9 protein-coding genes are annotated in these 14,794 nt (G+C 35.2%); 6 read left to right on the top strand and 3 right to left on the bottom strand.

Going from position 1 to position 14,794, the window contains the following annotated elements:
• Nucleotides 1–15: 15 nt before the first annotated feature.
• Nucleotides 16–921: an alpha/beta hydrolase gene (locus MQX03_RS17300; protein ID WP_242804519.1), complete on the top strand. Its 906-nt coding sequence runs from the start codon at nt 16–18 to the stop codon at nt 919–921.
• A 394-nt stretch (nt 922–1,315) separates the two neighbouring features.
• Complete coding sequence (locus MQX03_RS17295; RefSeq protein ID WP_242804518.1) at nt 1,316–3,790, top strand: glycoside hydrolase family 95 protein; 2,475 nt, start codon at nt 1,316–1,318, stop codon at nt 3,788–3,790.
• A gap of 94 nt (nt 3,791–3,884) precedes the next feature.
• On the opposite strand, the gene pelA is transcribed toward MQX03_RS17295, so the two are convergent.
• Both pelA and MQX03_RS17285 read right to left on the bottom strand, forming a co-directional pair.
• The gene (gene pelA / locus MQX03_RS17290) at nt 3,885–4,907 is read right to left on the bottom strand and encodes a pectate lyase (RefSeq protein ID WP_242804517.1); all 1,023 of its coding nucleotides are present in this window, start codon (nt 4,905–4,907) and stop codon (nt 3,885–3,887) included.
• Nucleotides 4,908–4,917: 10 nt separating this feature from the next.
• Nucleotides 4,918–6,102 carry a DUF4861 family protein gene (locus tag MQX03_RS17285; protein ID WP_242804515.1) on the bottom strand — a complete coding sequence of 395 codons (1,185 nt, stop codon included), beginning with the start codon at nt 6,100–6,102 and terminating at the stop codon, nt 4,918–4,920.
• A gap of 224 nt (nt 6,103–6,326) precedes the next feature.
• On the opposite strand from MQX03_RS17285, the gene MQX03_RS17280 reads away from it, so the two are divergent.
• Nucleotides 6,327–7,115, top strand: coding sequence for a hypothetical protein (locus MQX03_RS17280; RefSeq protein ID WP_242804513.1), 789 nt, complete (start codon nt 6,327–6,329; stop codon nt 7,113–7,115).
• 78 nt (nt 7,116–7,193) lie between these two features.
• On the opposite strand, the gene MQX03_RS17275 is transcribed toward MQX03_RS17280, so the two are convergent.
• Nucleotides 7,194–7,634 carry a cupin domain-containing protein gene (locus MQX03_RS17275; RefSeq protein WP_242804512.1) on the bottom strand — a complete coding sequence of 147 codons (441 nt, stop codon included), beginning with the start codon at nt 7,632–7,634 and terminating at the stop codon, nt 7,194–7,196.
• A 142-nt stretch (nt 7,635–7,776) separates the two neighbouring features.
• On the opposite strand from MQX03_RS17275, the gene MQX03_RS17270 reads away from it, so the two are divergent.
• The 3 genes from MQX03_RS17270 (at nt 7,777) to MQX03_RS17260 (ending at nt 14,553) form a co-directional block, all read left to right on the top strand.
• The gene (locus MQX03_RS17270; RefSeq protein ID WP_242804511.1) at nt 7,777–13,470 is read left to right on the top strand and encodes a DUF3320 domain-containing protein; all 5,694 of its coding nucleotides are present in this window, start codon (nt 7,777–7,779) and stop codon (nt 13,468–13,470) included.
• Nucleotides 13,471–13,527: 57 nt separating this feature from the next.
• A complete protein-coding gene (locus MQX03_RS17265; RefSeq protein ID WP_242804510.1) occupies nt 13,528–13,953 on the top strand; it encodes a hypothetical protein in 426 nt (141 codons plus the stop codon).
• Between the two features lie 195 nt (nt 13,954–14,148).
• Nucleotides 14,149–14,553, top strand: coding sequence for a hypothetical protein (locus MQX03_RS17260; protein ID WP_242804509.1), 405 nt, complete (start codon nt 14,149–14,151; stop codon nt 14,551–14,553).
• Nucleotides 14,554–14,794: the final 241 nt, after the last annotated feature.

The following is a 14,794-nucleotide window of genomic DNA, read 5'->3' as shown; positions in this document are numbered from 1 at the left end:
CTTAATTTTTTAACTATGAAAAAGTTCATTTTAATTTTCAGCATATTTATTGGAATTCAAATTTCGTCGCAACAGAAAATAACCGTTTGGGCAAAAGGCGAAATGCCCAATTCCAAAGGTTTAAAATTAAACACTGTTGAAGAAAAAGAAGGACGGATTACGCAGATTCGGGAAGCTGAACTGTTCGCTTTTCTGCCTGCAAAAGAAGAGAGAAAAAAGATGGCTATCATCGTCATTCCAGGCGGTGGTTACAGACATTTGACCTATGATTTAGGCGGATATTCTTATGCAAAATGGCTTAATACTTTAGGCATCTCAGCTTTTGTTTTAAATTACAGACTTCCGACTTCTCCTGATTTAAAACAAAAAGAAATCGGTTCGTTGCAGGATATTCAGGCTGCAATAAAATTGATCAGAAAAAATGCGGCTCAATATGGAATCTCTCCTGATCAGATTGGAGTTTCAGGAACTTCAGCGGGTGGACATTTGGCGGCGATGACAAGTAATATTTCAACCGATTATACTGAATTGAAAGGCGATTGGGCAGATGTTTCAACAGTTCCGAATTTTGCCATTTTGGTTTCTCCCGTGATTGATCTGGGAGAATTTGCTCATAAAGGAAGCCGAGTAAATCTATTAGGAGAAAATGCTTCCCCAGAAAAAATCAAAGAATATTCTATGCAGAATCGCGTGACAGAGAAAACACCGCCAACCATTTTATTTCATGCTCAAAATGATCCTGCAGTTCCTGTGATCAATAGCATTTTATATTACGAAGCGATGATTAAAAATAAAGTGAAAGGAGCAATGTTCATTTTCCCGGAAGGTGAACACAATATCGGAATTTCAAATAAAACTGAATTGACAGATAACTGGAAAAAAATCTGTGCAGACTGGCTGAAGAATATGGGTAATAAATAATTGGCAATGAGTAATAATGAAATATAACGCAAAGTTTTTTTAAAAAAAACTTACTATTTTAAGGAGCAAAGGTTGCGACACTTCGCTGATGAAGCTTGAAAACATAAAAATTGAAATATATGCCAGCTTAAAATCAATTCATTGATTACTCTTTGCTTCTTAAATAATACATATCAAAAGAAAATCTTTGCGTTAAAAAGTTTAATGAATGTTCGTTTCTAATGATAAAGATAAAATCAACAGTCATTTTGTCATTCCGTAGGAATCTAAACTATTTTATTTTCAGTGTGTTGATATTCCTACGGAATGATAAGCAAACAGGTAAAAACTAAGTTATTACTAATTAGGGACATTCTTAAAAAATTAAATAAAATCACATCAACAAAAATAGAATATGCTAAAAATCATTCAACATAAAATCATTTTACTGGCTTACGGAACGTTGATTTCTGTTTCTGCATTTGCTCAGCAAAATTTAAAATTAACTTACAACAAGCCCGCAGAAAACTGGAACGAAGCACTTCCCATCGGAAACGGAAGATTGGGAGCAATGGTGTTTGGTGGCGCAGCTCAGGAGCATCTTCAGCTCAATGAGGAAACAATCTGGGCGGGCGAACCAGGAAATAATGTCCCGAAAAATACGTTCGACAGCATTCAGAAAGTGAGAAAACTGATCAATGACGGTCAGTTCGAAAAAGCACAGGATTTAACCAATAAAACCTATCCGCGACAAGCTCCCAAAGATCTGAATTATGGAATGCCGTATCAGACAATGGGCGATCTTTTTTTAGATTTTAAAGGTCATGAAAATTTTAAGAATTACAACCGGACTTTAGATATTGAAAAAGCAGTCAGCACTGTTTCTTACGAAGTGAATGGTGTAACTTTTAAACGTGAAATTTTCTCATCATTTGCCGATAATGTGGTCATAATTAAATTATCTTCGAGCAAAAAAGGAAGTTTAAATTTCTCTGTCAATGCCTCTACTCCACACAAAATCAATTCAATTTTCACAGAAAAAAATCAGCTCGTAATTAATGGAACGAGTGGTTCTGTGGATAATAAAATAGGGAAAATTAATTTTAAAACTATTGCCGTTCCCGTTTTAAAAGGTGGAAAATTAACATCAACAAAAGACAAGCTTGAAATTACCAATGCAGATGAAGTTGTAATTTACGTTTCTATTGCGACCAATTTTAAAAAGTACAATGACCTTTCAGGAAATCCTGACGCAAGAGTTACAGAATATTTAAATAAAGCTTTAAACAAAAAATATAATGCTGAATTAAAAGCTCATATCGAAAACTACCAAAAATATTTCAAGCGTGTAAATTTAGATTTAGGAACAAGCGAACAAGCTAAGAAAACAACCGATATTAGAATTAAGGAATTTGGAAATTCACAGGATCCGAATCTGGTGGCTTTGTATTTCCAGTTTGGGCGTTATCTTTTAATTTCCTCATCGCAACAAGGCACTCAGCCCGCCAACCTGCAGGGGATCTGGAATTATCAGCTAAATCCCGCTTGGGACAGCAAATACACTGTCAACATCAATACAGAAATGAATTACTGGCCTGCTGAAAATACCAACCTCAGCGAAATGCACGAGCCTTTGTTTGATATGATTCAGGATTTGTCGGTAACCGGACAGGAATCTGCAAAAGAAATGTACAAAGCCAGAGGATGGAATATGCATCACAATACAGATTTGTGGAGAATCACCGGAATTGTGGATGGCGGTTTCTACGGGATGTGGCCGATGGGCGGAGCGTGGTTGACCCAGCACATCTGGAATCATTATCTGTACACCGGAGATAAAGAATTTTTAAAGAAAAATTATGAGGCTTTGAAAGGTTGCGCCTTGTTCTACTTAGACGTTCTTCAACAGGATCCTTCAAAGAAATATCTGGTAGTTTCGCCATCAATGTCGCCTGAAAATAAATACTTTAAAAACGTAAGCATCACCGCGGGAACCACGATGGATAATCAATTGGTGTTTGATGTGTTTAATAATTTCATCAATGCTTCAAAAATTTTAAATCAGGACAAAAATCTTTCGGATGAAATAAAAACAGCTTTATCTAAACTTCCGCCAATGCAAATCGGGCAACATGCACAGCTGCAGGAATGGCTCACCGATATGGATAAAACCGACGATAAACACAGACATATCTCTCATTTGTACGGATTGTTTCCTTCCGGACAAATTTCACCGCTAAGAAATGCCGAATTGGCTGAAGCTGCAAAAAATTCAATGATTTACCGTGGCGACAAATCCACTGGCTGGTCGATGGGCTGGAAAGTGAATTGGTGGGCAAGATTATTGGACGGAAACCGTGCTTTTAAATTAATTTCAGATCAATTATCACCTGCACCTACCGATAATAAAGGTGAATCTGGCGGAACGTATCCTAATCTTCTGGATGCACATCCGCCTTTCCAGATCGATGGAAATTTTGGCTGTACTTCAGGAATTGCTGAAATGCTTTTGCAGAGTTATGATGGCTATCTTTATATTTTACCTGCACTTCCCGATGCTTTGTCAAACGGTTCTGTAAAAGGATTAAAAGCCAGAGGCGGTTTTGAAATTGATATGGATTGGAAAAATTCTAAACTGACAAAATTAGTTGTAAAATCTGCTTTAGGAGGAAACGCGAGAATCAGAGTGGCGAAAAATTTAAATTTAAAGTCTAAAACAAATTTCATCTCGGCAAAAGGAGAAAATCTGAACGAATATTATCAAATTGATGCTGTCAAAACTCCTTTGAAATCTACGAAAGCAGAACTGAAAGGTTTTGCCGTTCCGGAAACGGAAATGTTTGATTTTAAAACTGAAAAAGGTAGAGTTTATACTTTTGAAGCGAAATAGGCCTCCCACAGATTTACACGGATGATTGAGCACAGAAATCTGTGTAAATCTGCGTAATCTATGAGATTTGAAAACTTGTTAGGTTATTAATAATCTATTGCGTCAATTTATTTCGTTTTAGCCATTTCGGAAACTCATTCTCAATCAGTTTCGTTCCTGCTTCATTGTACCAGCTGTAGCCCATTCTGCGCTCTTCAGAAACGTCTTCATAATTGAATTTTACACTTCCGTCCCGATCCCCGAAAACCGGTTTATTGGTCGGAATATCATAAAATCTCGCCCAAACTGCCGAACCTTCTTTCTTACTCAACGTACGGATGGCCTTCTCACTTTCTCTCGAAACATTGTAGGTATAACCATCAATTTTACTTTCTTTAAACCATTGAATGGCCGATCTGATCGACTTTTCAATCTCGGGAGTGACAGGTTGCATCATGAGAAATTTCACAATATTCACCGATTCTCCTGTTGCCAATGACATCGGTTCAAAAGCTCTGGCTTTTTCCGGAACTAAGGTAATTTCATTGTACTGGTCTGCCCAGATGGACAACTTCCCGTTTTGTAGAACCTGAGTTTTCAAAATACAAGCAATTCCTTTCTGTAAAGCAACTTTTGACTTGTCTTTCAATTGAGAATTTACCACGTCAAAACCTTCTTTCCCTTCAGAAATATTGTACAGAATCGTCATAACGTTGATCATTGCATTGTCATTGTACGTCACTTGCTTTCTGTATATCGACTTGTTGGGGAAATATTGTGGAAATCCTCCATTTTCATACTGCATCGAAAGCAAATACTCAATTCCTTTTTCTGCTGATTTCAGATAAGCCGGATTTTTTGTCGTGCTGTAAGCCTTTATCAAACCGTTGATTTCTTTTGACGTTGCATTGTTGTCGATGGTTGCAAGATCGTTGTCGTTGGCTTTGATTATTTTTAAAAGTTTCGAATCTATTTTTACAGTATAATCGACATTTTTTTTGTCGCTGTTATGTTTTCCCCAACCTCCGTTCGGAAGTTGATACATCATCATTTTTTCTGCTAAAGTATCTTTTACCTGTGCTGAAAATGCCGATGTTACCAAGCAAAATGAAGCTATAGTCAGTTTTAAATTAATCATTTTGAATTAGTTATTTAATAGTAATTATTAAAGGATTGGCAATAATTTCAGATTGTTTCTGTAAAATGTTTTCCCAATCTTTCTGCGTCTGGATTTGTCCGCTTTTCTGCCATGCAAAACCTGCGTAATACATCAGTTTTTTCTGAGGTTTCGTTATAACCAAAAGATTACTCTGATCCGGTGTTTCAGATTTGAAAGCTACCGATTTTTGAACGATTTTCGGATCCACAACAATTCCCTCGCCCACAAAAGCATCATCGATTTTTTCCCAATGCAGGTAATATCCGTTTTTGTCATTCAGCTTAGATTCACCTTCGTTTTTATGCAAAGAAATTCCGATGGTGTAATTCGGAACAAGTTTTTCAGATTCAAAAGTCGATTCGAACTTAGAAAAATTCGAGCCTAAATCAAGAGAAATTCTTTTGGTTTCTTTCACTCCAAACTCGCTCCACGGCGCATAGGTCAATTCAAAAACCGTTCTCAACGGACCTTCAGCAATTGTTTTTGATGTTATAAAGTTCTGGGAAACCTGCAGTTTTTCGTCCTTCCAAATTCCGATTCCTCCGGTTCCTCGACTGTCTCCTACGTGATAAGGATCGTAGCCTTCGCCTCTTGTGTCTTTGTGATAAAACATAGGATCGGTCAAATAACCTTTGTACCATTCGTTGATGACAGATTTTTCGGTTCTTTTAAACCAGATATCAACACCGCTGGAAAGCGTACTTCCTTTTACTTTTGCCAAAGCTTCAGCCTGACCTTTCGGACCGTATACTCTGAACGCTACCTTATCATTTTCCCAAGTATAATCATCTACTCTTTCGGGAACCAATCTTGAATATGTTGTTACCTCACTTTCTGGAATTGGTACATTTGCATCGGCAACAATCATGTATGAATTCGTTTTCTTCGCATCTAATTTCGCCTGAAAAAGTAGCTCATCATTTTTCCCGTCGCCATCATTATCAATCCACTGAATGGCAATATATTGGTTTTGGGAATCTTTTATTCTTAAATATTCCGCTTTATTTTTCCCTAAAAATGCTTTCAACTGATTTGTTGAAACAGAAACGACTTCAATTCTTGCAAAATCCTGAGTATTTTTCACCTGAATTGAAGTCTGCGCATTCATAAAATCTGCAGCAATGCAAACGATTGCACAACTCAAACTCAGTTTTAATTTATTTTGTTCGAACATAAATGTTGTTTTCTCAAAAGTAGAAATATTCTGAATATTTTATGGATTTTAAACCTTAAATCTTTCTTAAAAAGAAATATAATGAAACAATGCATCAAAATTACTTCATTTATATAAAATACTCTATTCAAAAGATCTCTACATTCAAAGAAAATCAAAGATTTCTCAATGGTGAATTTGTTTAAAAGTTTCTATATTTGATTATCAACTTATCAACACATTGTATGCAAAGATTTTTTACACTATTTTTTGTATTTCTATCATCTTTAATATTCAGTCAGGAATATTTAAATAAAAAAGAAAACTTTGATCTAATTATTTTTCGGCATTTAGATAGTTTAACAACAGTAAATAATGTTTCATTAGAGGATTTTTTTAAAGCTTCAAAACCATTTTCAAAATGGGATATAAGACCTGTAAAACACGAAAAAATATGGAGTTTAGATTCGATAAGAACATCAAGTGAAATACCAAATTTTTTCTGGGGCGGGTTTTCTCAGCACTACAAATTTAGTGAACAAGAAGGTGGAGCTAAGCCTAATCAATTTTTAACAACTGCTCAAATACAAAGTAGTTCGAATGCAAAATTTTTAAATGAAAATCTTAACAAGTTTAAGGCACTTGCATTAGCCATTCACAAAAATGATAATCTCATCTTTTTAAATCAAAATTCGTTACAACGAGTCGATGATTTATATAAAGAAAATAATAAATATTGGAATTATATAATTCCTGAAAATTCTCCATTCCCTATTTCTACTCAAACGAAAATTGAGGAAAAAATTAAATTTAGCAAAGAGCAGGAAAAAATTCTGAAGCTTATGGAAGAAGTTAAAATTTATTCTATTGTAAAAACCAATTACGGAATTTTCTTCTTAAAAGATGGTTTCACTGATAATTCTTATGGTTACTATTTTTCAGCAAGTAAAAAAATGGAACAAGACAATCATCTTTTTGAAATAATGGATTTTGTAAATATAAATGATGAATTTTACTATTATATTGCAAATTAATAATAATAATAATAATAATCAAACTCTTCTATTTTTGAATTCCAAAATCTTCCAAGAATTATTTTACTATAATAAAACCTAACGCAAATCCTTCTTTATTACCAGATATTTCAAATCCTTATCTCCCGCATTGCTAATTCCGTGCTCTGAATTTGGCGGACAATATAAACTCGTATTTGGTCCAACTTCCACAGTTTTTCCATTCAGATAAAAAGAAGCTTTCCCTTCCAAAATATAAAAAAATTCTTCTTCGGGATGGCGATGTGGAGCGTGTGTAGATTTTCCGGGCTCCACGATGCTCATCTTCAACGTGTTTTCTTCAGTGAACTTCTTGTCGGCAAACCAATACTGATAACCTGAATTTGTTTTTTTTGCTTTAGATGAATCAAATTCGTTCACGCAGTTTTCTATCGTGTAATTAGAAACTTGCTTTGTTTCATGTACTTTTTGAGCATATCCCATTTGTTGACACATAACACTGATGACTATGACTGCTGTAAATTTGTTTAATCTTTTCATTCTTTAGTAATTATATGAAAAAAAATCGAATTTAAAAATCTTAAAAACACATCCATTCCCTCAATCTATTTTGTCAATATCTGTTTTATTTCTAAATTGCATTATCTCTCGAAAAAGAGTGTGATCATCACAAAAAACATTTATGAATCAGATTATTCCGTTTGACTTACAGATACAGCACAGCCCTTATTTCAACTATACTTTTTGTTTAAACCAATATCCTTTTCTGCAAAGCATTGCTTTCAGAGAAGTGAGTGAAGATCTTGAAAATCTGAATATTCAAATCAGTTCTTCATTGGGTTTGTTTGAAAAATATGATATTTACATCGATAAAATTAAGGCAAACGCACTGTACAAAATCTCGCTTTTCAACTTTGTTTTTAATAACACTTTGTTGAAAAGACTGACGGAAAAAGATCTGGATCAGATTAAAATTCAGGTTTTTAAGGACGGAGAATCGATTTTTGAGAAAAGTTTCAATATCGAAGTTTTGCCGATGGATTATTTCGGCGGATTACATTCCTATCCGCAACTTCTGGCTTCGTATGTTCTTTCAAATAACACTTCGTTGTATAAATTGAAAGGCGATGCCATTGATATTTTGGCGAGAAATAAACTGACGCCGTCATTTGAAGGTTATCAGCAGAAGAGCAAAGAAAGGGTTTTGCAGATGGTTTCGGCTATTTATAAAGCCATTCAGAATCTGGATTTAATTTACAGCTCGATGCAGCCAAGTTTTGAAAAGAACGGACAAAGAATCAGGCTTGTGGACACCGTTTTAGAAACGAAATTCGGAAATTGTATTGATATTTCTCTTCTTTTTGCGGCGTGTTTGGAAGCAATTGATCTCAATCCGATCATCGTTGTGACGGAAGGCCACGCCTTTATCGGAGTCTGGCTCGATGATCAGCGATTCGACGGAATTGTTAATTTTGATCAGGCAGCAATTTCCAAAAGAATTGCATCGGGAATTAAGGAAATTGCTTTGATTGAATCGACCAGTCTGTGCAGAGGAACCCAAATTTCATTCAAAGACGCCATGAATTCTGCGGAAACTCAACTGATGGATTCGTCGAAGTTTCTGTTGTCGTTAGACGTTAAAAATGCAAGGTCGGCTGGAATTTCCCCTCTTCCACTTCTTAAAAATGAAACGGTTCAGAGTCACGAATTTAATTCAATTCAACATTCAACGGAACTTGATCAGGATTTTGATTTGGGAACCCAATACGACGATCTCGAACTGACCGATTTTTCAAATTTAACCAAACAAAAAATCTGGGAAAGAAAATTACTTGACCTTTCTCTCAGAAACAATCTTCTCAATCTGCGGTTTACCAAAAGTATGTTGCAGCTGGTTGATATTAAAACAAATGTTCTTGAAGACAATTTAGCCGATGGAAAATCATTCACAATTCTTCCCGATAACAATCAGGCAGTTCTTAGAAAATACAATTTGTATGGCGAACCTTTGCATCAGTCACAACCTCTTTTTAAACTGGCGGAAGATGAATTTAAATACAACCGACTTTTAACGTATTATCATCAGGATGACCTCGACAACATTCTCACGAACCTTTACCGAAGCGCAAAACTCGCCGAAGAAGAAAACGGAAAAAGTACGCTGTATTTGGGAATTGGATTGTTGAAATGGTTTGAACCAAAAAATAAAGACGTTCCACGATTGGCTCCGATCTTATTGATTCCTGTGGAGCTGTCGAGGAAATCGGTAAATTCTAAATTTACGCTTCGAAGCCGTGAGGAGGAAACCATGATCAACATTACGTTGCTGGAATATTTAAAACAGGAATTCAAACTCAACATCAACAGCCTCGAAAATCTTCCGATGGACGAATCGGGAGTTGATGTTCCGAAAGTTTTGGCGATCATCAGAAATGCCGTTCTCAATCTTGAAGGTTGGGATGTTCTGGAACAATTGGTTTTGGGAATTTTCTCCTTCAACAAGCTGATTCTTTGGCAGGATATTTCAAAATATTCCGAAGAAATTCAGAAAAGCTCGATTGTAAAAAGTCTGATTGACGGACGACTGACCGGAACTTTGGAAAGCGTGGAAAATGATGTTGAAAGCTTGGAAAATATTTCAGCTTCTGAATTGGTTCTACCGATTTCGACCGACAATTCTCAGTTGAATGCGGTGAAAAATGCCAACCTCAACAAAAGTTTTATCCTTCACGGTCCTCCCGGAACCGGAAAATCGCAGACGATTACCAACATCATCGCCGATGCTTTGTCAAATGATAAAAAAGTACTTTTCGTGGCTGCAAAAAAAGCCGCTTTAGATGTCGTTCACAACCGTCTGGAAAATATCGGTTTGGGTGCATTCTGTCTCGAACTGCATTCCAACAAATCGAAGAAGTCGGATGTTCTGAAACAGTTTGAAAGAACATTGGAAGTTCCGAAATATAAAATTAATGCCGATTATCATGAAGAGGCAAAACGCCTCGACGAGCGCCGAAAAGAACTCGGAAAATATGTGAATGATCTGCATCAGAAATTCCCAATTGGCTGGAGTTTATTTGATACGATTGCCTTTCTGGAAAGCAATCACGTACAAGCTGACGAACGTTTCCACATCAATTTTCCTCTCGAAAGTGCCGATGTGTTTAACTGGAATCAGTGGAAAGACTGGTTGATTCCATTTGCATCGATTGTACAAAAGGTTGGGCAGCCTTCGCTTCATGCTCTGCGACCAATCAAAACGTCGAGCCATCAGTTTGAAAATAAAAATCTGATTCTGTCAGCGATTTCTCAGTTTAATGAAAAGAAAAATTCGGCTGAACAGATTAAAAAACAGTTTCAGCTGGAGGAAGTTTCCAATGCTGACAGTGTCGAAATTCTTGAATTTTTAAAAGATAATCCAGTAAAATCTGGTTTGGTTGATTTGGTTTTTAATGAAAGCCAATTGAATTTATTTAAAAACTGGATGGCTCAGCAGACACAGTTTCAACAAACTGAAAATCAAATTATTTCCAATTTTAATTCTTCCATCTTAAATATTGATTTTGCTTCATTAAAATTGTTGTGGAATCAGGCAAAACAAACGTGGTTTATTCCAAAATGGTTTAAACAGAGAAAAGTGAAGCAACAACTGAACGGTTATGCAAAATCGGGAATTGAATCTGACGTCCAGATTGACGGACTTTTTGAAAAGCTTGAAAGTTATCAGCAGCTTAAAAATCAACTTTCAAATCTTCATTATAACTCACTTTTATCTGTGACGAATCTTTATTTTAACGGAAACTCTTTTGATGTTTCTGCGATTGAGAAAGATTCAAAAACCATTGAAAATGCGAAAGATTTAGCCCAAAAAATATCAATCAGAAATTTTCCGGAATGGCTTAAAGATTTTTCATTAAAACAAAACAACAGTCAGAACCTTTTTGAACAAGTTGAAAAACTGAAAGACCTTCACGCTGCCGAAGAAAATCTTCTGGAATATGTGGATGAAATTCCTAGCGATGCCAATTTGAAGACGGTTGTACAGAATATTCATCAGTTAGAAGACTGGATTAATTTTAATGCTCTAAAAGAAAAAGCACAGGATTTAAATTTAAACTGGTTCATTAATTTTCTTGAAAAAGGCTGGCTCGATACGGAATCTTTGGAGCTAGAATTTGAAAAAATCATTCACTTGAATTTATTCATTAAAACCATTTACAGTTCGGGAACTTTGAACGGTTTTGATGCCAATATTTACGAATCGCAGATTCAGCGGTATAAAAATCTGCACAAAGAATTTACCGAACTGACGAAAAACCAGCTGACGATGAAGCTCAGCGATCGTATTCCGAATTTTTCTCAGGAAGCCGTTCAGAGCTCAGAAATAGGGATTTTACAGAAAGCAATCCGAAATAAAGGTCGGGGTTTATCCATCAGAAAACTGTTTGACCAGATTCCAACTTTAATTCCGAGGCTGAAACCGTGTATGCTGATGAGTCCGATTTCGGTGGCACAATATTTTGATGTGAATGAAGAGCATTTTGATTTAGTGATTTTTGATGAGGCTTCACAGTTGCCTACTTCTGAAGCGGTAAGTGCTTTGGCGAGGGCAAAACAGGCGATTATTGTAGGCGACCCGAAACAGATGCCGCCGACAAGTTTCTTTGCTTCCCAAAAAGTGGATGAAGAAAATTTTGAGCTTGAAGATCTGGAAAGTATTCTGGATGACTGTCTGGCGCTTTCTATTCCTTCTAATTATCTCTTAAGACATTACCGAAGCAAGCATGAAAGCTTGATTTCGTTCTCCAACGCTCATTTTTATGATAATAAACTTCTTACCTTCCCTTCTCCGGACGATTTAAACAGAAAAGTGACGTTTGAATTTATTGACGGATTTTACGACAAAGGAAAAACGAGAACCAATAAAAATGAGGCAGAAGCGATTATTGAATACATCAGAATTCATCTCGAAAATCAGAATAAAAAATCGATTGGTGTGGTGACTTTCAGCCAAACCCAGCAAAGCCTGATTGAAGATTTACTGCAAAATTTATTTCAGGAAAATCCGCATCTGGAAGAGTTTGTCATCAACTCTGAAGAACCAATTTTCATTAAAAATCTTGAAAATGTTCAGGGTGACGAAAGAGATATTATTCTTTTTTCAATTGGCTACGGACCTGATGAAGACGGAAAAGTATCGATGAATTTCGGTCCGCTCAACCGTGATGGAGGCTGGCGACGATTAAATGTTGCCGTGACGAGAGCACGCTACGAAATGAAAGTATTTTCTTCGTTAAAAGGCGACCAGATCGACATGAACAGAACGAGTTCGGAAGGCGTTTTGGGATTGAAAAACTTCCTGAATTTTTCTGAAAAAGGTTTGGTGTATCAAAATTCAAACCCAACAGTCAATCAGCAGAAACTGATGGTGAATTCAATTGCGAAAACGCTTGAAGAAAACGGTTTGAAAATTAAAACCAACATCGGAACTTCAGAATATAAAATCGACATCGGAATCATCGATCCTGAAAACGAAAGCGAGTATCTTCTTGCGATTTTGATGGACAGTGAGAATTATTTTAACATTCACACGACCAATGACCGCGAACTGCTTGTTCCTAATGTTCTGAAGGGTCTGGGATGGAATGTTTTCAGAATCTGGACGCTGGACTGGATTAAAAATAAAGAAAAAATCGTTGAGAAAATTCAGGATGAACTGGAAAAAATCAAAACTCAGGTCAAAGAAAAAAAGGAAGAAATCATCGAACTGAAAACTTCTGAAAAAGTCTATCTGAGCGAAGTTTCGGAAGTGGAAAAACCTTCGAAGATGATTCCGCATGTTGCAGCAAATTTAAGTCCGGAAATCAATGCTAACTCAGAATCGATTTATCATTTTGAAAACAGACAGGTTCTTTTAAGTCAGATCAAAACCATCATTGATACAGAATCGCCGATCAGCCAGAATGCTTTGTTCAGGAAGATTCTCAAGCTTTGGAACACGTCGCGAGCCGGTGGAAAACTAAACACCTATCTGTTGGAAACTTTGAATTCAATTCCGAATATTCAAACAACAGAAAGTTATCAGAAATTTTACTGGAGCGAAAATTCAAATCTTCAAAATCTTGATTTTTATAGAGATAATTCCGCAGAAAAAAGGCTGATTGATGAGATTGCACCTGAAGAAATTTCGGTGGCGATGATGGAATTAATGCATTCGAGTTTGAGTCTGAATAAAGAGGAATTAATCCGTGCGGTTTGTAAGATTTTTGGATTTGCGAAAGTAGGTTCTCAAATCGATGCGGTGGTGAAGTTTTGTGTGGAGGATTTGATTGGGAAAGGATTGCTGGAGGAGGTTGATGAGAGGATTATTTTGGGGTGAAAGATTTGCTAATTTTTGATTTAAAAACTTTTAGAGTTAAACAATAAAATATTTGATTTGAAAAATAAAGCTCTTATTTGGGGAATACTTTTGATTATAGTAGGATTTTTAATAATTTTCTTTTTCGGTTTTAAGGATAATAATTTTTTGGAAATAATAAGTTACTTAACCTTTTTTTCCGGTTGGATGATTATTACATTCACAATTTTTGGAAAATATTATACTGATCAAAAACCAAAATTTACTTCACACAAACTAATATGGATTAGAAAAACTTTTAAAAACATTGCAATAATAAGTTTTGCAGTGATCGGCTTATTCGCATCAGTAATCATTTCAGGAAAATTAGCTGATAACCGAATTCAAAACATTTTACATAATGAGCCAACTGATAAAACCATTGCAGAAGTAATAAATCTTGAAAGCAGACATACAAGAGGCGGCTGGAAAATTTGGGCCATTTTTAAATATAAAAACATCTGAAAATAAAACTTACGAAAAAGGGATTTTCAATTATAAAAATTATTTCAAAAAGGGAGATCAATACAAAATTATTTATTCCATCAAACATCCTGAAATAATTCAAATTGAAAGTAAATTTGAATAGTGCTATCTTTCAATGATATAATATGAAATACACGACATAAATGAAAAAATTTATTCAACACTAATGATCTCATGAAAAAAGCAACAACTACAGTTATCATTATTCTGGTTCTTCTACCCATGCTATTTTATTTAAATCCTTTCACCTGGGGAATGCGAAGAGTTCCTCATTATGAAGCTTCCCGAAAAACCAACAGTTTGCTTTATGATTTAAATAAAAAATACAAATATCAAATAGAAATTGGTGATGTAACTGATACACTTTGGTATTTCAGGGATTTAAAGCATAAAAAAATCACGAAACTTGAAAATTTTGAGTTAATGCTAAATACAGAAAATGACTCTTTTCCAGATTTGAAAAACATTGAAAACTACGTGAAAGATTTCAACTCAAGTTTTGAGCATAAAAAGTATTTTGATTCTTTAAAGGTTGTTGTCAATTACGATTCTATAATCTATAAAACTAAAATGAGATGAAATTAGAAAAGGTTTATCAATATCAGCTGATTCTACTCATCTCCATTATTATTTTTGGAATTCAGCATTATTATTTTCAAAATTAAAATTTTGAATGGCTGTATTATGAAAAAATATTGAATTCGGTTTTTCTTCTTTCGATTTTCACGGTTCTTTTTTCTTTAATTTTTTTGATTTTTGGGAGCATAAAAACCATCAACCGAAAAAAGACAATCGATGTTGAGAAAATTTATCTGATCAC

It is taken from the genome of Chryseobacterium aahli (genome assembly GCF_022699665.1).
Taxonomy (GTDB): Bacteria; Bacteroidota; Bacteroidia; order Flavobacteriales; family Weeksellaceae; genus Chryseobacterium; species Chryseobacterium aahli.
Note: the sequence above shows the minus strand (reverse complement) of the source record. Positions and strands in the feature narration are given on the sequence as shown.

Bases quoted from the DNA above. Each gene is read 5' to 3' on its own strand.
- MQX03_RS17280 (WP_242804513.1), top strand. From the start codon at position 6,327: ATGCAAAGATTTTTTACACTATTTTTTGTATTTCTATCATCTTTAATA.
- pelA (WP_242804517.1), bottom strand. From the start codon at position 4,907: ATGATTAATTTAAAACTGACTATAGCTTCATTTTGCTTGGTAACATCG.
- MQX03_RS17295 (WP_242804518.1), top strand. From the start codon at position 1,316: ATGCTAAAAATCATTCAACATAAAATCATTTTACTGGCTTACGGAACG.
- MQX03_RS17285 (WP_242804515.1), bottom strand. From the start codon at position 6,102: ATGTTCGAACAAAATAAATTAAAACTGAGTTTGAGTTGTGCAATCGTT.
- MQX03_RS17275 (WP_242804512.1), bottom strand. From the start codon at position 7,634: ATGAAAAGATTAAACAAATTTACAGCAGTCATAGTCATCAGTGTTATG.
- MQX03_RS17270 (WP_242804511.1), top strand. From the start codon at position 7,777: ATGAATCAGATTATTCCGTTTGACTTACAGATACAGCACAGCCCTTAT.
- MQX03_RS17260 (WP_242804509.1), top strand. From the start codon at position 14,149: ATGAAAAAAGCAACAACTACAGTTATCATTATTCTGGTTCTTCTACCC.
- MQX03_RS17300 (WP_242804519.1), top strand. From the start codon at position 16: ATGAAAAAGTTCATTTTAATTTTCAGCATATTTATTGGAATTCAAATT.